The organism is Paraburkholderia acidicola (assembly GCF_002362315.1).
GTDB lineage: Bacteria > Pseudomonadota > Gammaproteobacteria > Burkholderiales > Burkholderiaceae > Paraburkholderia > Paraburkholderia acidicola.
This window is the reverse complement of record NZ_MTZV01000004.1, coordinates 567,708-587,642: the sequence shown is the minus strand read 5'-3', so window position 1 is coordinate 587,642 and position 19,935 is coordinate 567,708. Positions and strand designations below refer to the sequence as shown.

The window sequence follows — 19,935 nt, the reverse complement described above, 5'->3', positions numbered from 1 at the left end:
TACGACGATGACCGATTTATCCAGCGGCAGCGACCCGATCCGGCGTCTTGCCGGTGCCGAAGACGATAGCGATCCCGCGGAAACCGCCGAATGGCTCGGCGCGCTCGACGGCGTGATCGCGCATGTCGGCCGGGAGCGCGCGCAGTATCTGTTCGAGCGTCTGGCCGCCCATGCGCAGTCGCTCGGCGTGCGCCCGGTGCGCTCGCGCGCAACGCCGTACGCGAACACGATTCCCGCCGCGCAGCAGCCGCGTTATCCAGGCGACCTCGAACTCGAAGCACGGCTCGCGGCAGCGCTACGCTGGAACGCACTCGCGATGGTGGTGCGCGCGAACCGCGCGTACGGCGAACTCGGTGGACATATCGCGAGCTACGCGTCGGCGGCGGATCTGTTCGAGGTGGGCTTCAATCATTTCTTCCGCGCGTCGGCCGCTGATGGCGCGGACGGCGATCTCGTCTACTTCCAGCCGCATTCGTCGCCGGGTGTGTATGCGCGTGCGTACCTCGAAGGTTTCTTGAGTGAAGAGCATCTGCGGCATTACCGGCGCGAGATTGCGGGGCCGGGGCTGTGTTCGTATCCGCATCCGTGGTTGATGCCGGATTTCTGGCAGTTTCCGACTGGCTCGATGGGCATCGGTCCGATCAACTCGATCTACCAGGCGCGCTTCATGCGCTATTTGCAGAACCGCGGGCTCGCACACACCGAAGGCCGCACCGTGTGGGGCTTTTTCGGCGACGGCGAGATGGATGAGCCCGAGTCGATGGCTGCGCTGTCGCTCGCGGCGCGCGAGCAACTCGACAATCTCGTGTTCGTGATCAACTGTAATCTGCAGCGGCTCGACGGTCCGGTGCGCAGCAACGGCCGCATCATCGACGAACTCGAAGCGCAGTTCGCCGGCGCAGGCTGGAACGTGATCAAAGTGGTGTGGGGTTCGGACTGGGACGATCTGTTCGAGCGTGATCGCAGCGGCGCGTTGTTGCGCGCGTTCGCGCATACCGTCGACGGACAGTTCCAGACCTTCTCGGCCAACGACGGCGCGTACAACCGCGAGCGCTTCTTCGGCCAGAACCCCGAACTCGCGGCGCTCGCCGCATCGCTCGGCGACGACGACATCGACCGGCTGCGCCGCGGCGGTCACGACGTGCGCAAGCTGCACGCAGCGTATGCGCAGGCGCTCGCGCACCGCGGCCAACCGACGGTCGTGCTCGCGAAGACGATGAAGGGCTTCGGCATGGGCACGTCGGGGCAGGGGCGCATGACGACGCATCAACAGAAGAAACTCGACTTCGACGATCTGAAGGCGTTTCGCGACCGCTTCCGGTTGCCGCTCTCGGACGACGACGTCGAACAGGTGAAGTTTTACAAGCCAGCGGAAGACAGCCCGGAGATGCAATACCTGCACGCGCGCCGGGCTGCCCTGGGAGGCTATCTGCCCAGAAGGCGGAGAGTGGCGTCGAAGGGATTGACCGTTCCTTCGCTGCCGTCCTGGGGGCAATTTTCGCTGGAGGCAAACGGCCGCGAGATGTCTACGACGATGGCGCTCGTGCGCATGCTGACCGCACTGCTGAAAGACGGCGAACTAGGCCAGCGTGTGGTGCCGATCGTGGCCGACGAGGCGCGTACTTTCGGCATGGCGAACATGTTTCGCCAGGTCGGTATCTACTCGCCGCTTGGCCAGTTGTACGAGCCCGAAGATCTTGGCTCGATGCTGTACTACCGCGAAGATACGCGTGGGCAGATTCTCGAAGAGGGCATTTCGGAAGCGGGCGCGATGTCGTCGTGGATTGCTGCCGCGACCGCGTACAGCGTGCACGATCTGCCGATGCTGCCGTTCTACGTCTACTACTCGATGTTCGGCTTCCAGCGGATCGGCGACATCATCTGGGCCGCCGCGGACCAGCGGGCGCGCGGCTTTCTGATCGGCGCGACCTCGGGCAAGACGACGCTTGGCGGCGAGGGCTTGCAGCATCAGGACGGGACGAGCCATCTGAGCGCGTCGACGATTCCGAACTGCCGTGCGTACGATCCCGCGTTTGCGTATGAGCTGGCGGCGATCGTCGATGAAGGGATGCACGAGATGGTCGAGCGCCAGCGCGATGTGTTCTATTACGTGACGGTTACCAACGAGAACTATGCGCAGCCGTCGGCGCCGGACGGCGATCTTTCCGTGCTGCGCGAAGGGATTCTGAAGGGGCTTTATCCGCTTGCGTCGTCCGGGCACGCGCAGGTGCAACTGCTTGGCGCGGGGGCGATTCTCGGCGAAGCGATTGCCGCGCAGCAGATTCTCAAGGACGACTGGGCCATCGATGCCGCGGTGTGGAGCGTGACGAGTTTCACCGAGTTGCAGCGTGACGGTATCACCGTTGAGCGACAGGTGCGCCTTGGCGAACGCGGACATGTGCCGTACGTGACGGCTGCGCTGGCAGGTGCCGCAGGTCCGGTGATCGCTGCAACCGACTATGTGCGGGCGTTGCCCGAACTGATTCGCGCGTACGTGCCGCATCGCTATGTGACGCTCGGCACCGATGGGTTTGGTCGTAGCGATACGCGTGCGGCGTTGCGCGCTTTCTTCGAGGTCGACCGGTACGCGATTGTGATCGCGGCGTTGCGGGCGCTAGCAGACGATGGTGTGATCGATGGGCAGGTGGCTGACGATGCGTTGCGACGGTATCGGGCGGCGGCGCCGGTTGAGGCGCCGCCTTGGGAGCGTTGATTGCGTGTTGCGCGTCGTCTCGTTCAGGCAAGCGTGACGTTGACCTGAAACGTTTCCGACGCGATCAATTCGATCTGTGCGACCTGTCCCGCGTCGCGCAGATCGTTCTCCGCCTGTCGCAACAACGCTAGCCGTTGCGCAGAATCGTTGACTCTGAGGTGAGCCACGGCTGCCTTCATCGACACCTTCGCTTCCGACTTTGCCCGACGAATCTCTCGCAGGACATCGGAAACGACATCGATCGTCGCGCTGCTTGCATCGGTTCCAGCGAGGGTTTCGAGCGTAGCGATATCAGGCCATGCAGCCCGATGAATCGATGTCTCTTGCCACCACGACCAGCTTTCCTCGGCCGCAAAAGGCAGAAACGGCGCGAACAGCCGCTGGATGACCGACAACGACTCCGCTAACGCCCGGTGAGCCGACATTGCACCGATGTCCGTGCCACGCGCCCGGTTTTTCACAAGCTCCACGTAATCGTCGCAATACCACCAGAAGAACGCTTCGGTTTGCTCGATCGCCTTGCTGTAGTCGAATGCGGTAAGCGCAGCGGTAGCGAGCGCGACAACCTTCGCGAGGCGCGCCATCATCGCGCGATCGGTCGCTTCGGTGAGCGTGCCGCCGGCAGCGTCGACAGCATCGGCAAAGCCGAGCGCGAACTTCGACACGTTCAGTAGCTTCAACGCGAGCCGCCGGCCGTTCTTCATCTGCGTTTTATCGAAGGTGACGTCCATGCCGGGACGTCCCAACGCAGCCCAATAGCGCACACCGTCCGACCCGTATTCGTCGAGCAGCGCGAGCGGCGTCACCACGTTGCCCTTCGACTTCGACATCTTCTTGCGGTCGGGATCGAGAATCCAGCCGGACAGCATCGCGTGCTTCCACGGTAACTGCTTCTCTTCCAGATGCGATCTGACGAGCGTCGAGAACAGCCATGTCCGGATGATGTCGTGCGCCTGTGGCCTCAGGTCCATCGGAAACACCTGCTCGAAGCAACTGTCGGCCTCCTCCCAGCCTGCCGCGATCTGCGGCGTCAGGGAACTGGTCGCCCACGTATCCATGATGTCGGTGTCGCCGATGAATCCTCCAGGTTGGCCCCGTTGATACGCGACAAATCCCGGTGGCACATGCGACTGCGGATCGATGGGCAACGCAGATTCGTCCGGACAGATCGGCGCGCTGAAATCGGCTTGTCCCTGTGCATCGAGCGGGTACCACAATGGAATCGGCACGCCAAAAACCCGTTGACGACTGATCAGCCAGTCGCCATTCAAACCACCGACCCAGTTCGCGTAGCGGCTTCCCATGAAGCCGGGATACCAGCCAAGCGCTTCGCCGCTGGCCAGAAGTTCGTCTCGTAGCGCGGGATCACGGCCGCCGTTACGCAGATACCATTGGCGCGTCGCGATGATCTCCAGCGGACGCTCGCCCTTCTCGAAGAACTTGACGGCATGCGTGAGCGGTCGCGGCAAACCGATCAGATCGCCGCTCGACGTCAGCAACTCGACAATCCGTTGACGCGCCTCCGCAACGGTACTTCCCGCGATGTGCGAGTACGCGTGACGACCTTCTTCCGATGCGATCCAGTCGGGCACATCGCGCTGCAAGCGACCGTCCCTGCCGATGATCGCGCGCGTCGGCAAGTGAAGTTCGCGCCACCAGATCACATCGGTCAGATCGCCGAATGTGCAGATCATCGCGAGGCCGGTTCCTTTTGCCGGGTCGGCGAGCCGGTGTGCCATCACGGGCACGTCCATGCCGAACAACGGACAGCGAACCTGAGCGCCGATCAGCGAGCGAAATCGCTCGTCCTCGGGATGCGCCACCAGTGCGACGCAGGCCGGCAGCAATTCGGGCCGGGTGGTGGACACCGTCAATGCCTGGCCGTTAGCGTCGATGAAACGGAGATCGTGATAAGCCCCCGCCGTCTCGCGATCTTCGAGTTCGGCCTGAGCGATGGCGGTCTGGAACGTCACATCCCAAAGGCAGGGCGCCTGCTGGCTATAGAGTTCTCCGCGTTTCAGGTTTCGCAGTAACGCGCGCTGACTTGCGCGCTGGGCGCGATCGTCGATCGTCGCGTAGGTGAGACTCCAGTCGACTGAGATGCCGAGACGCGTGAACAGATCGCGGAACGCCACCTCATCGAGCTTGATCAGGCGATGACAAAGCTCGAGGAAATTGCGCCGACTGATGCGCGCAAACGCAGATCGCCGTGTCGGCACGGTGTCATGTTCGGGTGCGCGATAGTCCGGATCGTAGGCGGTCTCGAGATCGCACACCACGCCGTAGTAGTTCTCCACGCGCCGCTCGGTCGGCAGTCCGTTGTCGTCCCAACCCATGGGATAAAACACGGTCTTGCCCGTCATGCGCTGGAAGCGGGCGACGATGTCGGCATGCGTGTAGCTGAACACGTGACCGACGTGCAGGGAGCCGGACACGGTCGGTGGCGGGGTATCGATCGAGAAGACCGCATCACGACCGGCGTTACGATCGAACGCATACGTGTGCTGTGCTTCCCATTGTGCGGCCCATCGCGCTTCGATGCCTTCGAGTTGCGGTTTATCGGGAACGCGAATACGGCTCGCCATCACGCAAGCGGCGGCAATATCGGACGGCGGAGGAGAGGACCAGCAACGTAGACCGGTGACTAAAGGACCGGTTGAATCAGCGGGGGCAAGCGGGTGACGTTGCGTGCGATGACGTATGCGTTCGAGGCGGGAATGATCGGCAGAAGGCGACGGTGTTGCTGCAATTAGCGCGGCGTTACGTTTAACGGTGACATAGCATCCTCCGAAGGTAGGCGCAGGAAAAGGAATGTCCGGGCTCGTGGCCCGGACGCTTTTTTATAACCGATTCCCGGATTGGCTGCAATGACTTATCAAGCCATGCCTTCCACCACGCTGGTATCTGCCATCTGGAAAGCGAAAATGTGCGATGCTTTTGCGCGATCTGTAGTCGCAGGTATTTCTCCCCCAAGAGGTGGAATCAAAACATGACGAACAACGAGAAAACTGGCCAACCCGATTGGGAGCAGCGTATCGCTGGCTTGTGGGCCAACATCGACAGCTACACGCCCGATGACTTCGTGGAGAAAATGCGCGTACTGGCCAACGAGTTGCCTGCAGGCGATGCAATTGCCTTATTCGAACTCGCTTCTGCAAACGATTCGACCGGCCGCGAGCAGCAAGCCGCCCCGCTTTATCGGCAAGCGCTTGCCGCCGGACTCGTCGGAATACGGCGTCGCCGTGCCGTCATCCAGTTGTCGAGCACGCTCCGTAACCTCGGCCAGGCCGAAGAAAGCGTCGCCCTTCTTACCGCGGAGCGCAACGCGGGTTCGGACGAGTTAGACGACGCGGTTGTGGCATTTCTCGCGCTGGCGCTGGTGGACACCGGACGGGAGCGAGAAGCGGTTTCACTTGCTCTCGGCGGATTGTCTCGCCATCTGTCGAGGTACAACCGCTCACTCGCCAGATATGCCAGGGAATTGATTGACGACCACGGGTGATCATCCGTGGTCGACTTCCTCCAGGAGGCCTGAATTTTCGCGAGGTCGTAGGGCCAATATCACCGGCGAAAAAATGATGAACTCGTTGCGCGTTGCGACCCGTCGATCCATCTGCAGTTGCAGTTGCCGAAAATGCCCAAGCCCGATGCTCATTCGACGATGCCAAGCGCAGATGCTGCGAGTTTCGCTATTTCCAGCCTACTGTCTGCGTCTTCCCCATCGTCGAGCATCCATACTGCCGACAACCCACTCCACGCGAGTACCCATTGCAGAAGTCGACGACGCTCGATACCGGAGGCTTCAGCGATTAACGCGAGGCGACGCGCGAAGGTACCTGGCGCCAGGGCAGCCTTGCTGTCAGGGTTACAAAAGAGGTTGGCGTAGTCGAAACCGCGCTCGCCAAGCAAGCCTTTTGGATCGATAGCAAGCCAGCCAGACTGTCCGAAGTCGAGCACATTCTCGTGATGAACGTCGCCGTGTAGCACCGTAACGTCGCGCGGCGCGCCCAGCAAATCGGATGCCGTACGCGCACAGTGTCCGAAAATGCGACCGCGCCCGGTGGTCCCCGCCAACAGCGCGCTGAACCATTGTGTCAACGGAACCAGCGCGGGAAGTGATTTGGCACGCGGTCCATGCAGGCGCGAGATGGCTGTACACAAGATGCGCGTCGCGTCGTCGTCGCGACCGAGCTTGACCATCTGTGTGAGCGAGCCAGGGCCTTGCGCGCGCACCATGAGTAACGCTTTGTCGTCGTGAGCGAGTACAGGCGCCGCACCGTCACCGCTCCACCACACCATTAGACGGTTTCCCGCCTGCTCCTCGGTTGCTTGCGAAATCTTGAGCATGGCAGGTACGCAGCCTTGACGTACCGGGAGAAGGTTACCGTTGCGTGTGGCAAACGGATCGCCATCTATCGTCAGATCCCACTGCTGTAAATACTTGTCGAACATCGATTGATCTTCTCAGGTGAACAGGAGCGTTTCGTGTTTTGCGACGGACATCAGGCATTACTTTAGGGCACTAACTCCGGGCTTCCTCAAGAATCCATCTAGCAAACGCCTGCACCGGCGCGCCACTCAACTCAATCGGCTCCGGAAGCACGAGGCAAAAGTTTTTAGTAATCGCCTTGCCGTCCGGCCAGGGCGCAACCAGACGACCTTCTTCAAGTTCTGTCTCGACGTAAAGGCGCGGCACCAACGCCACACCCAGACCGACTAACGCCGCTTCGATCAACATGGAATGAAGATCGTAACGCGCGCCAACTGCCGAATTGGTCAACTCGATACCGGCCTCCTGTGCATAAAGCTGCCACGCGTCCGGATTTTGTCGCCGGTGAAGGCGCGGCAACTCATCTAGCGATACATTCGCACCGCCGTCTGCGAGGAGCGCCGGACTACAGACCGGCACCAGCACCTCTTCCAGCAGATGATGCAGATGCATACCCGCCCACGCCGGATGTTCAAAGTGAATGGCCGCGTCGAAACCGCTACCAGCAAGAAGGAAGGGCTCCATCCGTTCGGCGATATGCACGGTAATGTTCGGATGCTGATCCTGGAAGCGCTTTAGCCGGGGGATAAACCAGCGCGTGGCAAAGGTGGGAATTGCAGCGATATCAATGCTCGCCCCCTCGATGGGCTGACCCATCAGATACAGGCTGTCCCGTTCCAGCCGGTCTAACGTCTCGCGAACCTGCACCGCGTATCGCGTGCCATTGGGCGCGAGCCGTACGCGATTTCCAACGCGCTCGAATAGCGTGACATTCAAAAACGCCTCCAGTCGACCAATCTGACGACTGATGGCCCCCTCGGTCAGCGCGAGTTCTTCGGCGGCGCGGGCGAAGCTGCCGTGTCGAGCCGCGGCCTCGAAAGCCATGAGCGCGGAATTGCTTGGAATCTTACGTCGCATGGGAGTCTCTGCGGTGGGTATGCATTCGACGTCAGCTTGATTAAACGTCACTGAAGGCTGACTTTATATCGATATATACGCGGGAAATGTCAGATTAGCATTACCTCAATGCAAGGAGCGTGAATCATTTGCTGCAATACGCTCACCCGTCACGAAGGACACTCTGATGATCTACACCGTGGAATGCAGCTTCGCCGATCCCGGCAGCGAAGCCGAATGGAACGACTTCTACAGCCTCGAAAAACTGCCGGCGCTCATCTCGGTGACGGGCTTTCACACGTCGCAGCGCTTCAAATCGCTAAGCGACGGTTGCCCGCTCTACCTCGCGGTCCACACGATCGACGGTCTCGATGTTCTGACGGGAGACGAATATCGCCAGAAAGGCGGTGGTAATTTTGCAAGGTGGCAGCAACACATCACCGACTGGCATCGAAATCTCTACAGCGATATCGGTCTTGCGCCGGCAATCAATGCAGATGAACTGCTCGTGCTTTGTGCGAGCGGTCCCGATCCTTTGATTCAGATGGGCCTCACCCCGTTGGCCATGCAAGCCGTTGCGCTGGAGAAATTTCCGGAGCGTCGCTGGCTCGCAAGACTGCACCGGCGAAACGCCCCGTTTATCGAGAGCGTGCCCGAAGGCGTCCATCTCTACGCGCCGATGACGGAACAACTGACAAGCGCCCGCACCGTTTCGATCGAACAAGAAGAATAGGTCCGCGATGCCCAACATCACGATCTATATCCCGACCGAGCAAATGCCGCTTGACGAGGGGCTTGCCGACCTTTCCAGCGACTGCACCAAACTCTGTGTGAGAGTCCTCGCAGCGGCCCTCGAAAACGTTCACGTCATCTTTGTCGGCGTTCGACATGGGCGCGGTCATCCGGTCTTCGCGGAAGTCCAGTATCGCCTTGAGACGTTTCGCACCTCAGCGGTAATGAACCTGTTCATGGAGGATCTGGAGAATGCCATCGCGCGTTGCACGGGTCTCAAGGCGCGTATCCGTTGTTTTGGTTATGGCGCATCGAACATTTACGCTCGAAATTAGACAGTCTTCGGGAGAAGCATTGTGTCCACCGTTACCTTCCCACATCAGCGCGTCGGGGATTTCACGATCACCGCCATCAGCGACGGCTACCTTACCGCGAGTCTCGACTTCCTCTCGAATATCGATCCTCACGAAGCCTCCAGAATGCAAAGCGAGGCAGGCCAGAATGAGCCTTCCGTCGTGCATATCAACTGCTACGTCGTACGCGGAGCGGGGCACACAGTGCTCATCGACAGTGGGGCGGGTGGCATCAAGCAATGGGGCGGCCGGCTGAGAGAAAATTTATCGCTTGCCGGTGTCGAGCCTTCCGAGATCGACACCATCCTGCTCACACACGCGCATCCCGACCATGTTGGAGGACTGGTCGACCCAGCCGGACATATTGCCTTTCCGAATGCCGAGCTAGTGGTTCATCAGCGAGAGGTCGAATTCTGGCAGGACGACGGAAATCTCAGTCGTGCGAGCGAACGGGCCCGCGGTAACTTCCTGATTGCGCGCCGGGTGTTCGATGGCTATCGCGACAGGCTCCGACCTTTCGATGCGGGCGAAGTGCTTCCCGGTATAAGAGCGATGCCGCTACCGGGGCACACCGATGGCCACACCGGATATCTGCTCGAATCCGGCGATCAGAGTCTGCTCGTCTGGGGCGATATCGTTCACTTTCCTCACATCCAGATCGAACGACCCGACGTATCGATTGCATTCGATCAGGACGCCTCTCTGGCCGCTACCACGCGATCACGGCTTCTGGACAGGGTCAGTGCAGACGGAATCTTGATCGCGGGTATGCATCTGGGGGAAGCCGGCTTCGCGCGAATCAGGCGAACGAGCGCGGGCTACGGTCTGCTGTACGAGATCGAAGCATGATCGAAGCATGAGCCCGCGCGCTGTCGTAAACCACTTACGTGGTTGAACTCACCTCATGCTCGACGAGAAAAATCGACATCGCCTTGCGCAACGTCCGCGCTTCCTCACGCAAGTCAGCTGACGCCGACGCGACGCCTTTCACGTGCTGGACATCGCGTCCCAGCATCGTGTCCATCGTTCCCATACCCTTGCTGAGCCGGTCGACATCGTGGCTCTGGGCATCGCTCGACGTGCTGATCTGGTCGATCAACCTGGCCACATCTTCCACATCGCCGACCACGTCACGCATCGCCGTGCCGGCGCGTATCGCGAGTGTCGAGCCGTGTTCGACGCGCTGCAACGAATCGACGATCAGGCCTTTGATCTCACGCGCGGCGCTCGCGCTCCGATGGGCGAGCGTACGGACCTCCTCGGCCACCACCGAGAAACCTCGTCCGTGATTGCCCGCGCGGGCCGCCTCGACTGACGCGTTGAGCGCGAGGAGATTCGTCTGAAACGCAATGCTCTCGATCATGGATGTCATGTCGCCCATCCGGTGCACGGCCTGATCGATCTCGTTCATCTTGTCGACGACCTCGCTGACAACCTGTTCGCTTTGCTTCGCCGCACTCGACGTTTGCCGCGCGAGACTGTTTGCCGATGCGGCATGTTCCGCGCTTTCCCTGACCCGTTGCGCGATCTGCTCCATCGCGGTGTTGGTCGCGTTGAGCGTTTCGGCTTGTGTCGTGAATTCCTGCGACAGGACGTGGTTTTCGGCCGCGATGTTGTCCGACGATGCCGCCATCTGATCGATCGTCCGGGTGATTTCCCGCATGGCATCGTGGATCGCGTGGAGCGTGTTCTTGAAGGTGCGGCTACTGCTTCCCTCGAGTTCCATGGGCGGAAGACGCAGGTCGAACTGGCCCGCTTGCCGGGAAAGATTTTCGCCCAGCACGGCGAGTTCCCGGCCCGTTTGTGCATCGGCCTTCATATGCAACGCGATGAAGATCAGCAAGCCGGCCTGGACCACGACGTAGACCGCATGCAACAGCACGATCGACCAGGCGGGCTGGGTGAAGCAATACACGTCCAGTCCGGCAAGCTGGAGATAGTTGAACGTGAAGTGGTGCACGGCGATGACAACGGCGGCACAGAGGATCGGCCGCCAGTCCCGATACGCCAGCAGGAACGACATCAGCACAAAGACGCCAAAGTGCAGTTCAGTCAGGCCGCGCGCCTGATGAATCTGCAACGCGGCGAACGTCATCAGGCTGGCCGCGAGAAAGAGGCGCGTGACGAGTGCGCCTGGCCGCCAGTAAGCCAGCATCGACGCAATCGCGGCGACAGGCAAGCCGATCCACAGAACGGCGCGCAGGTTGTAGTCGCGTATCGCCAGCAGACAGGAAATCGCGAACAGGCCCCAGACGACAATCATCATCAGCCTGTCGGCCTTCACATAAACCGTATGCAACAACGCTGCCCGCTGTTTCATGGAGGTCTCTCTGAGTGTCGTTTTTATTGGGTTGGTGCGGATGTGCCTGCTCCGCATCCTTGGGGCAATACCGTGCCGACGTGGGGCCCTTGTCCACGAAGTACGCCTGCATAACGGCAGGCGGCACGGATTTCTTGAATTACGGCGTCCAGCGATAAACCGTGACGCTGTCGCCCTTGACGTTGTTCTTGGTGACCACGTACTCGCCCGTCGATCGCAGATAGGCCCGGACGCCGTACATCGAATCGATGGCGCTGCTGGCGTCTACGGTGCTGGGGCTGGCGTTGACGAGCGTCGTGTCGAGCTTGCCTGTCGAGAGATTGATGGCGTCGATGTTCGACAGGGCATCCCCACTGCTGAACCAGTAGCCGACGAAGAGATAGTTGCCCGCCGCGTCAATCGCCTTGGCGTTGGCATGGGGGAGGGTGATCACCGGGTTGGGTGTCGTGGTGTTGCCCGCGCTCCAGCCGTGATACACCTCGATCCGCGTACCGATCGCGGTCCAGTCCGTACTTCCCGTTACGCCCTGTCCGAGGATCATCGTGTCGCTGTCCGCGAGGTAGACGATGCGCGTCAACTGCGGGATGGTCTTCGGAATGGCGTAGCGGATAGCGGGTCCCCATGCCGGCTTGCCGCTGGCGTCGAAGCCGGTCAGCGGGTAGTGGTCGATGTAACCGGTCTTGTCCAGACCGACCCATATACCGCCCTTGCTATCCAGACAGAATCCATGTCTGACCCATGTGGTCGCGTTAAACGCCGCGCTGGGAAGCACGGCGTCCGGTATCGCGATGTCGCCATTCGCCGCGTTGAAGTGGAAGAAGTCGAACGCCTGGGGGTTCTGCCCGGACACCACGAGGATCCGGTTGCCGCCGACAGCGGCAAGTTGACTGAAGTGCTCATCCCGGTCGCCATTGGTAGCGATGCGCGGGTCCGACGGGTAGGTGAACGGATCGACGGTGTTCGCGACGAAGGTGCCGCCGGCGCCGCCGGAATAGATGTTGGTGCCACCATAGAACAAGGCACCGTCGGTGGCCGGATCCGGCGTCTCGATCCCCTCGAAGTTCAGCGCCTGCAGCGTCCAGCGCAGGTTGCCGGCGCTGTTATACGCATGAATGTCGGTGCCGCCGTCGCGGGCGAGATCCCAGCCGCCGCCCCACGGGTTGTTGAGCACATACAGGTTGCCGGCGGTGTCCTTGCCGATACCGGCGACGCGCGTGAAGCGCTTCGCGCCAACCTGGCCTTTGATGCCCGTCGTGGTGTCGAGATAACCGCCCTGAACGCCGAATGTGCCCGCCAGCGTCGGCGTGGCCGTGAGCGTGTAGCGCTTGATGTTCATGTCGGGGCCTTCGTCTCCGACCATGAGCTGCTTTGATGACGCATCGAAATAGAGCGACGACGGCCGCGACCTGGTCGACATCCGGATGGTGTTCAGCAGCGCGCCCGTTGGACTGTACCCGACGATCGCACCCTCGCTCTTCTGCGCGACCCAGAGGTTGCCTGTGCCATCCACAGCGAGCGCGCCCGGGCCGGTGATGTTGATGTCGCGCTGCCAGACGCCGTCGGTGGTGTAGACGCGGACGCGATTGCCGTAGAAGTCGCTCGCATAGAGCAGTGTGCCCGCCGTGGCGAGTCCGGTGATGGTGTCGACCTTCTGCTGGTTGGTCGTCGCACTGACGTGTATCAACAGATCGCGGGCTTTGGTCGTGCGGTTGTATCGCGCGACGGCGCCGCTTCCGTACACCGTGCTGAACTGGAGCGCCGCGAAAATCGATGTGGCATTACCGGTAATGGCGCTGCCCTGGAATTCGCCGTGAATACCGATCGTGCCGGCGCTGCGACCGTTCTGATAGATCGCGACGCCGCCCTCGTACTCGTCCCACATCGATGCCGTATAGATCACGCCTTCGGGTGCGACCCACATGGAACGTGCAGTGTTGCCCACCTGGGCGGCCAGCGTGCCGTAGGTGTTGGCCAGCCAGTCGGTGGTGTTTCCTGCCTGAGAGACCGGTGCAATCGTGGCGATTGTCGTGGCGAGAAACGTGGTGAGAAGTACAGCACGAATGCGTTTTCTTGCGACCATGGCTCATCCTCTCCTGAATGTGTGGATCATTCACGTGAATAGTCGGCCAGCCAGGTTTCCTGAAATCCGTGATGGGTGAATTCTTCCTCGAAACCGTCCGGCACAGCCTGCGTTGCGTTCAGCGTACTGTCGACACGTTACAGGACGAGGATGATTTCCTGAACATTAAGTGCGGCGTTTAAACCATCCGGTGAGCGACAGGCGATCGCGTGTCGCGGGCAATACCTCATGCAGCATATCGGCGGACAGAAATACCGCGATCCGGCTACCGACCGGCAAGATATCCCGCATGCTCGCGCCTTCCGGATGCAGTCGCAATTCGCCGCCATGGTCGGGCAACCAGTCGGCATTCAGATAGACGACAACCGACACGACGCGGCTGTCATCGTGGCGAAACCGATCGCGATGCTGCCGATACGAATCGCCCGGTGCGTAGAACGCGAAATGGCTTTCGTATTCTTCGAGTCCGAGGAAGAACCTGCGATTCAACGCCATACGCAGCGTGTCCATGATCGCAAGATATTGATCGCAGGCTGCGGATTGTCCCGCGTCCAGCCAGCGAATCCGGTCGCCGCGTATCTCGGGCTGTAGCGCACGCGCCGCGCCCTGGCTGACCCGCGCCAATGCGAGCGCTCCGGACGCCGCAAGCTCGACGCATTCCTGCGCGAGCGCGAGCGTCAAATCATGGGGAAGAAAATTGTCCTGTTCCGACCAGCCATGTTCATCAAGGGCATCCAGGATCTGTCGATGCCCTTCGTCGCGAGGCGCATCGGAATGCGCCGACGAGTGTGTGCGATTCACTACCTGTTCCTTCGAACGTCCGTTAGTGAGCCATTGTATTACCAGAGCGTATAACCCCCATCTACCACGAGAACAGCGCCCGTCATGAACGACGATGCTTCGCTCGCGAGCATCAGCGCAACCGGTGCGATTTCCTCAGGCGTGGCATAGCGCTGCATCGGCACTTCGTCACGCCAGTAGTGCCGGTAATCCTCGTACTCGGTGCTGGCAATTTCGGTCTTCACATAGCCCGGCGCAATCGCATTGACGCGCACACCCGATTGCGCCCACTCGGCGGCGAGCGAGCGGGTGAGATGGTGGACTGCAGCCTTGGCGATGCCATAGGGCGAGTGCCATTGCGGCCGGTTGACGATGAGCCCCGAGATCGAACCGATGTTGATGATCGAGCCGCGGCCGTTCTTGACCATCTGCCGTCCGACGATCTGGCTGGCTTTCCAGACACCGTCGAGATTGATCGAAAAAAGCCGCTGCCATTCGTCGTCTTCTAACGTCAATGCGTTGGCGTGGAAGCCGATTCCCGCGTTATTGACGAGCACGTCGATCGGTCCGAGGGTGCGGGTCACGGTATCGACCATTGCTTCCAGTTCATCGCGATTCGATACGTCTGCCTTCACGCTGATCGCTTCCACGCCTAACTTCTTCAGCTCGCCGATTGCGGTTGCGCTCTGTTCTTCGTCTCTGGCAGCGATCGCAATGGCGGAACCGGCTTCGGCCAGCCCCTGTGCGATTGCCCGGCCGATACCCCGATTTCCGCCGGTAACGATGGAGACTTTCCCGCGCATCGAGAAACGATCCAGTATGGACATACGATGTTTTCCTTCTCGGACTAAAGCGTTGAAAGCGATGGTGTGGAATAGATCGCGGGCTTGACGGCAGTGGGCTCGAGTGCGCCGGTCATGACGGCAACGACTTCGCTCATCGACGTCGACTTCGGCTCCACGATGGTGGCGCGCCGGCCCAGCCGGTGGATGTGAATGCGATCGGCGATCTCGAAGACGTTCGGCATGCTGTGGCTGATCAGAACAATCGATAACCCATGGCTGCGCACCTTCAGGATCAGATCGAGCACCTGTCTCGTCTCCTTGACGCCGAGCGCGGCGGTCGGCTCGTCGAGGATGACGACTTTTCTTCCCCACGCCGCGGCGCGCGCCACCGCGATAGCTTGCCGTTGTCCGCCTGACAGTGTCTCGACTTTCTGCCGGATCGACTGCACGCGGATGCCGAGGTTCTTCATATGCTCGGCGGCCTGTTTGCGCATGCCTGCCTTGTCGAGCTGGCGAAAGAGTGTTCCGAGCACGCCGGGTTTGCGCAACTCGCGGCCTAGAAACAGGTTCTGTGTGATGTCGAGTTCGGTCGCGACTGCGAGTTCCTGATAGACGGTTTCGATCCCGGCCAGCCGCGCGTCGAGCGGGTTGCGAAACCGGACTGCTTCGCCGTCGATGAATACCTCGCCGCTGTCGGGACTCACCGCGCCGGTGAGCGCACGGATAAGGCTCGATTTGCCCGCGCCGTTGTCACCCACGACCGCGAGGATTTCGCCTTGTGCGAGTTCGAAGTCGGCGCTGTCCATGGCGACGACGTGGCCGTATCGTTTGGTCAATCCTTTCGCCTGCAGGACCAGCTGAACCGTTGAGCTTTGCGGATTCACGATTGTTTCCTCCTGCTCAGGTAGTGATCGACGCCGACGGCGAGGATCACGAGTATGCCTGTGGCGATCTGCTGATACAGCGAGTCGATGCCGGCCTGGGTCAGCCCGTTCTTCAGCACCGTGACGATGAGCGCGCCGACGAACGTGCCAGCCACGCCGCCACGTCCGCCAAACAGACTCGTACCACCAATCACAACCGCCGTAATGGCATCCAGATTCGCGGTCTGATAAGCGCTTGGATCGGCAATGGGCGTACGGCCCAACGCTTGCCACGCAGCGAAGAAATAGAACAGCCCTGCGAGCGCATACACGCTGAATGTGATCCGTCCGACGTGAATACCGTTCAGCCGTGCAGCACTCGACGAATTGCCGATCGCGTACACGCGCACACCCCAGGCTGTCTGGTTCAACACATAGCTGAGCACTAGCGTTAGAACGATCCAGAGCAGGCTGCCGTAAGTGAAGGTCACGACGCCGCTCGTGAATCCGCTACCCAGAATGGTCAGGAAGTCCGACGAGACCGGGTAGCTCTGCGACCGCGTATAGAGACGCGACGCGGCCGCGAGAATGGTCAGCGTTCCAAGCGTGACGATAAACGGCGGCAACTTGAAACGCGTGATGACAAGCCCGTTGAGTGACGCTGCGGCGAGACACACCACCAGACCGGCCGCAATCGCCGCCATGTCGCCATGCCCCGCAAGGCTCCCGATGAGGACGGTACCGAGCACCAGAATTGCTCCACACGCGAGGTCGATGCCTGCCACCAGCACGATCAGCGTCTGTCCCAGCGCAATGGTGCCGACCACCACCGACTGCTGAAACAGCAGCGAGATGTTGCCGACATTGAGAAAGGTCGAGGTCGTCACCGAGAACACAACTGTGATGACGATCAGCGCGAGCAACGGACCTGACATCGGTTGCGCCAGCAGCGCACGCATGACGTCGCGCATCCCGTTATGGCGATCGGCTGGCTCGTTGATCACTGGAAGATCGCCACTCGAATGACGGTTCGAGTTCATCTCATCCTCCCCAGCAATTGGCGAGACCCCATTTCGAATCTTTTGAATCGAGACCCGGGACAGGATGGTCGGTGATCAGCACGGTACCGGTGTTATTGAAGCCAGTCGGTTTCTTTCCGCCACTGGCCGCCTGGATAATCGATTCGACGGCCAGTTGGCCCATCTTCGACGGGAACTGCATCACGGTCGCGCCGATCGCACCGCTGGCCACGCTGCGTACACCCGAACAGCTTCCATCGATCGACGTCACGATGATGTCGCGTTTCGCTTTCTTGATGGCGAGCGAGGCGCCCTGCGCAGTGGGCTCATTGATCGTGTAGAGAACATTGATGTCCGGATGCGCTGAGAGAAGATTTTCCATCGCCACCTGACCGGTCTCGACATTGCCCAACGTCAGCGCAGTACCGGCGATCTTCGGCGAACCGTCGGCAATGCCGAAGCCCTGCAGGAAGCCGATGTGGCGAGCATTCGCCGTTCTGTCCGCGAGGTCGTAGTCGAGCATGGCAACATGAGGCGCAGTCGTGCCGATCCGCGCGACGGCCCATTGACCGATCAGTTTGCCGGCGGTGACGTTGTCCGTTTCGAACGATGCATCGGCAGCGGTCATCGGATTCAGCGAGCTGTTCACGGTGACGACGACGATGCCGGCGGCGCGTGCTTTCTTGACGATGGGAACCAGCGCGTAGGCATTGGCGTTATCGAGCGTAATGCCTTTCACACCGCGATTGATCATGTTCTCGATCGCGGCGATTTGCGTGGACGAGTCGCCTGCCACGGTTGCCTCGGCGGTCATGACTTTCCAGCCGTGTTTCGTCGCGGTCTCGACGGCTGACTTTTCCAGCTTGTCGAAAAACGGATTCGATAACTGCAACTCCACGATTCCGATCGTGGGCTGGGCGTCGGCTGCATGAGCGACGTGCCACGAAGCGGATAGCAGCACGCCCAGCAGTGTGAGCGCCGCGCGGGTACGACAATAACGCGGACAGTGTGTGGTTTTACGATGCAACGCCATGTTTGCCTCCTGTTCGACCTTGTACGGTTCGGGTCTGTCTCGTTGGGTTGTTTCTTTAACGCTCGTGAATGAAGATCGGTGCTTCACTTGCTTTCGGTACGCGTGTCGACATCAGTGCGCCTGGTCGCTCAGGGCCAGGTGTTCGCAGGCGGGATCGCTCAGCGAGTCTTTCAAACCGTTCAGGACGTGCATGGAATGGAGGATCGTCTGGTCCGCGCTCAGTTCGCGGTATTGGCCATACTGCTCGGCGTAGATGACAGCGAAACTCGGGTTGGGCTGGAAGCGCTCGAAGCTTTGCGCGCCGAACTTCGCGCTGCCCGCTACGAAACCGGTGACGAGTCCCGCTGCCACGGCTCCATGGATGGCGGCGCCGACGGCCGTTGCGTGCGCAATCCTGGGCACTTCCACTTCGCGCCCCAGCGCGTCGGCCATCGTCTGGACCAGAAACGGATTGTTCTGCGCCAGTCCGCTCGTCAGGACAACGCGATCGATCGCGACGCCGCCGCTTTCGAAGAGATCCACGATCGCGCGTGCGCCAAAACACAATGACTCGATCAGTGCGCGGTAGATGTCGACGGCGGTCGTGTTCGTCGTGAGGCCGACCAGCAGGCCGCTCAGACTCGAGTCCGCAAGCGGCACGCGATTGCCATTCCACCAGTCGAGTGCAACGAGATGATTCGCACCGGGTTCGAGTTGCGCGGCCTCGCGGTTGTAGTGGCGAAAACTCTCCGCTGAATCGGTGCCGCGCGGAAACGCATTGACGAACCAGCCGAGCGTGTCGCCGAAACCCGCCTGGCCCGCTTCGTAACACCAGAGATCGCGAATCGACCCATCTTTGGCGACGCCTTCGATACCGGGTGGCAACGGCTGGAATCGCTCGCTCAGCACGAGATAGGCGGCCGACGTTCCCAGCGCACCGACGAGGCAGCCACTCGACACCGCGCCAGCCGCTGGCAGAACCACGTGAGAGTCGATCACCGCGACCGCGACGACAGCGCTGCCGCTGATCCCGGTGCGCTGGCGCCAGCTTTCCGACAGACTGCCGGCTGGGCTGCCGATACGATGCGGCTCCGCCAGCTTATCCGTGAGGTCTGGCACGACTCCGTGCGGATAGCCTTCCATATCAGAGTATTGGGCCTTGTAGGCGGCAAAGCCCAGGCTGCGCGCTTCCGTGCCGGTCAACTGCCAGACGAGCCAGTCGCCCGACTCGATGAAGCGATCGGTGGCATCCCAGATATGCGGCGCCTCATCGGCGATCTGGGCGGCCTTGGGCAACAGCCATTCACCGGAGAGCTTGCCGCCGAAATTGCGCAGAAAAGCCCCACCGCGACGATTGATCTCGTCGGCGTACGGTTGCGCGGCGTGGTGTTTCCATAGCTTCACGTAGGCGTGTGGCTCGCCCGGATACAGCTCGGAGAGGGCGGTGCCATCCTGTCTGGCAGGCATGGGCGAACTGGCGGAGAAGCCGAGCCCGATCGACGCGATGTTGCGGCCGCGCCCGAGCTTGCTGAGGATTTCCTGCGCCGCCTCGAGATAGTCCGCGGCGTTCTGCAGGGCCCAGGCTCTGGGCAACGGCGTACCGTCGCGCAAGCTCCGGGTCATGACATCGTGCCGATAGGCGTGCATATGACTGCCGATCTGCTCCCCGGTCGCCGCGTCGAGCAATACGCCTCGGGCCGAACTCGTGCCGTAGTCGAGTCCGACGATATAAGTCTCGGTCATGCTCTTTGTCTCCGTGCCGCAAGATTTGCGATGATGGCGGCGCGCCGCATCGTGTTGTTGACGGCAAGTTAAGCAATAAATTAGGCGTAAGTCAAATATGTTTTGTATATTACTGTTCAAAACATATCCCGGTCTTGTGGAGGCGGCCT

The 19,935-nt window shown here is 60.9% G+C and carries 16 protein-coding genes; 5 read left to right on the top strand and 11 right to left on the bottom strand.

Annotation, left to right across the window (positions count from 1 at the left end; all coding sequences use genetic code 11):
- The first annotated feature begins 7 nt into the window (after positions 1 to 7).
- Complete coding sequence (gene mdeB, locus BWP39_RS12835; RefSeq protein WP_096720674.1) at positions 8 to 2,713, top strand: alpha-ketoglutarate dehydrogenase; 2,706 nt, start codon at positions 8 to 10, stop codon at positions 2,711 to 2,713.
- Positions 2,714 to 2,736: 23 nt separating this feature from the next.
- Here the strand turns inward: mdeB and valS are convergent, their stop codons facing one another.
- The gene (gene valS / locus BWP39_RS12830) at positions 2,737 to 5,298 is read right to left on the bottom strand and encodes a valine--tRNA ligase (protein WP_096720672.1); all 2,562 of its coding nucleotides are present in this window, start codon (positions 5,296 to 5,298) and stop codon (positions 2,737 to 2,739) included.
- A 404-nt stretch (positions 5,299 to 5,702) separates the two neighbouring features.
- Here valS and BWP39_RS12825 point away from each other — a divergent pair, with 404 nt between their 5' ends.
- Positions 5,703 to 6,215, top strand: a complete 513-nt coding sequence (locus BWP39_RS12825) for a tetratricopeptide repeat protein (protein WP_096720670.1) — start codon at positions 5,703 to 5,705, stop codon at positions 6,213 to 6,215.
- A gap of 149 nt (positions 6,216 to 6,364) precedes the next feature.
- Here the strand turns inward: BWP39_RS12825 and BWP39_RS12820 are convergent, their stop codons facing one another.
- Both BWP39_RS12820 and BWP39_RS12815 read right to left on the bottom strand, forming a co-directional pair.
- Positions 6,365 to 7,165: an aminoglycoside phosphotransferase family protein gene (locus BWP39_RS12820; protein ID WP_096720668.1), complete on the bottom strand. Its 801-nt coding sequence runs from the start codon at positions 7,163 to 7,165 to the stop codon at positions 6,365 to 6,367.
- Between the two features lie 70 nt (positions 7,166 to 7,235).
- A complete protein-coding gene (locus BWP39_RS12815) occupies positions 7,236 to 8,120 on the bottom strand; it encodes a LysR substrate-binding domain-containing protein (RefSeq protein WP_096722518.1) in 885 nt (294 codons plus the stop codon).
- A 166-nt stretch (positions 8,121 to 8,286) separates the two neighbouring features.
- On the opposite strand from BWP39_RS12815, the gene BWP39_RS12810 reads away from it, so the two are divergent.
- Genes BWP39_RS12810 through BWP39_RS12800 form a run of 3 tightly spaced genes read left to right on the top strand, consistent with a single transcriptional unit; the run spans position 8,287 to position 10,033 of the window.
- Positions 8,287 to 8,832: a sugar ABC transporter gene (locus BWP39_RS12810; protein WP_096720666.1), complete on the top strand. Its 546-nt coding sequence runs from the start codon at positions 8,287 to 8,289 to the stop codon at positions 8,830 to 8,832.
- A 7-nt stretch (positions 8,833 to 8,839) separates the two neighbouring features.
- Complete coding sequence (locus tag BWP39_RS12805; RefSeq protein WP_096720664.1) at positions 8,840 to 9,166, top strand: hypothetical protein; 327 nt, start codon at positions 8,840 to 8,842, stop codon at positions 9,164 to 9,166.
- 21 nt (positions 9,167 to 9,187) lie between these two features.
- Entirely contained in the window at positions 9,188 to 10,033 is an 846-nt protein-coding gene (locus BWP39_RS12800; RefSeq protein ID WP_096720662.1) for an MBL fold metallo-hydrolase, read from the top strand.
- Between the two features lie 34 nt (positions 10,034 to 10,067).
- Here BWP39_RS12800 and BWP39_RS12795 read toward each other — a convergent pair whose 3' ends face one another.
- The 8 genes from BWP39_RS12795 to BWP39_RS12760 form a co-directional block, all read right to left on the bottom strand.
- Complete coding sequence (locus BWP39_RS12795) at positions 10,068 to 11,504, bottom strand: methyl-accepting chemotaxis protein (protein WP_096720660.1); 1,437 nt, start codon at positions 11,502 to 11,504, stop codon at positions 10,068 to 10,070.
- 139 nt (positions 11,505 to 11,643) lie between these two features.
- On the bottom strand, positions 11,644 to 13,584 hold the full coding sequence (locus tag BWP39_RS12790; protein ID WP_096720658.1) for an SMP-30/gluconolactonase/LRE family protein: 1,941 nt from the start codon (positions 13,582 to 13,584) through the stop codon (positions 11,644 to 11,646).
- A 165-nt stretch (positions 13,585 to 13,749) separates the two neighbouring features.
- On the bottom strand, positions 13,750 to 14,385 hold the full coding sequence (locus BWP39_RS12785) for a 2OG-Fe(II) oxygenase (protein ID WP_096720656.1): 636 nt from the start codon (positions 14,383 to 14,385) through the stop codon (positions 13,750 to 13,752).
- Positions 14,386 to 14,423: 38 nt separating this feature from the next.
- Positions 14,424 to 15,191, bottom strand: a complete 768-nt coding sequence (locus tag BWP39_RS12780) for an SDR family NAD(P)-dependent oxidoreductase (protein WP_096720654.1) — start codon at positions 15,189 to 15,191, stop codon at positions 14,424 to 14,426.
- Positions 15,192 to 15,211: 20 nt separating this feature from the next.
- Positions 15,212 to 16,033 (bottom strand): ATP-binding cassette domain-containing protein, encoded by an 822-nt coding sequence (locus BWP39_RS12775; protein WP_235851419.1) that lies wholly within the window; start codon positions 16,031 to 16,033, stop codon positions 15,212 to 15,214.
- Positions 16,030 to 17,052, bottom strand: a complete 1,023-nt coding sequence (locus tag BWP39_RS12770) for an ABC transporter permease (protein ID WP_207556788.1) — start codon at positions 17,050 to 17,052, stop codon at positions 16,030 to 16,032. Before BWP39_RS12770 ends, BWP39_RS12775 begins: the two co-directional genes overlap by 4 nt.
- A 1-nt stretch (position 17,053) precedes the next feature.
- Positions 17,054 to 18,064 (bottom strand): substrate-binding domain-containing protein, encoded by a 1,011-nt coding sequence (locus tag BWP39_RS12765; protein ID WP_096720652.1) that lies wholly within the window; start codon positions 18,062 to 18,064, stop codon positions 17,054 to 17,056.
- A gap of 111 nt (positions 18,065 to 18,175) precedes the next feature.
- On the bottom strand, positions 18,176 to 19,786 hold the full coding sequence (locus BWP39_RS12760) for a ribulokinase (protein ID WP_096720650.1): 1,611 nt from the start codon (positions 19,784 to 19,786) through the stop codon (positions 18,176 to 18,178).
- Between the last annotated feature and the right edge of the window lie 149 nt (positions 19,787 to 19,935).

Bases quoted from the DNA above. Each gene is read 5' to 3' on its own strand.
- BWP39_RS12810 (WP_096720666.1), top strand. From the start codon at position 8,287: ATGATCTACACCGTGGAATGCAGCTTCGCCGATCCCGGCAGCGAAGCC.
- BWP39_RS12760 (WP_096720650.1), bottom strand. From the start codon at position 19,786: ATGACCGAGACTTATATCGTCGGACTCGACTACGGCACGAGTTCGGCC.
- BWP39_RS12795 (WP_096720660.1), bottom strand. From the start codon at position 11,504: ATGAAACAGCGGGCAGCGTTGTTGCATACGGTTTATGTGAAGGCCGAC.
- mdeB (WP_096720674.1), top strand. From the start codon at position 8: ATGACCGATTTATCCAGCGGCAGCGACCCGATCCGGCGTCTTGCCGGT.
- valS (WP_096720672.1), bottom strand. From the start codon at position 5,298: ATGGCGAGCCGTATTCGCGTTCCCGATAAACCGCAACTCGAAGGCATC.
- BWP39_RS12825 (WP_096720670.1), top strand. From the start codon at position 5,703: ATGACGAACAACGAGAAAACTGGCCAACCCGATTGGGAGCAGCGTATC.
- BWP39_RS12820 (WP_096720668.1), bottom strand. From the start codon at position 7,165: ATGTTCGACAAGTATTTACAGCAGTGGGATCTGACGATAGATGGCGAT.
- BWP39_RS12780 (WP_096720654.1), bottom strand. From the start codon at position 15,191: ATGTCCATACTGGATCGTTTCTCGATGCGCGGGAAAGTCTCCATCGTT.
- BWP39_RS12790 (WP_096720658.1), bottom strand. From the start codon at position 13,584: ATGGTCGCAAGAAAACGCATTCGTGCTGTACTTCTCACCACGTTTCTC.
- BWP39_RS12815 (WP_096722518.1), bottom strand. From the start codon at position 8,120: ATGCGACGTAAGATTCCAAGCAATTCCGCGCTCATGGCTTTCGAGGCC.
- BWP39_RS12770 (WP_207556788.1), bottom strand. From the start codon at position 17,052: ATGAACTCGAACCGTCATTCGAGTGGCGATCTTCCAGTGATCAACGAG.
- BWP39_RS12765 (WP_096720652.1), bottom strand. From the start codon at position 18,064: ATGGCGTTGCATCGTAAAACCACACACTGTCCGCGTTATTGTCGTACC.
- BWP39_RS12805 (WP_096720664.1), top strand. From the start codon at position 8,840: ATGCCCAACATCACGATCTATATCCCGACCGAGCAAATGCCGCTTGAC.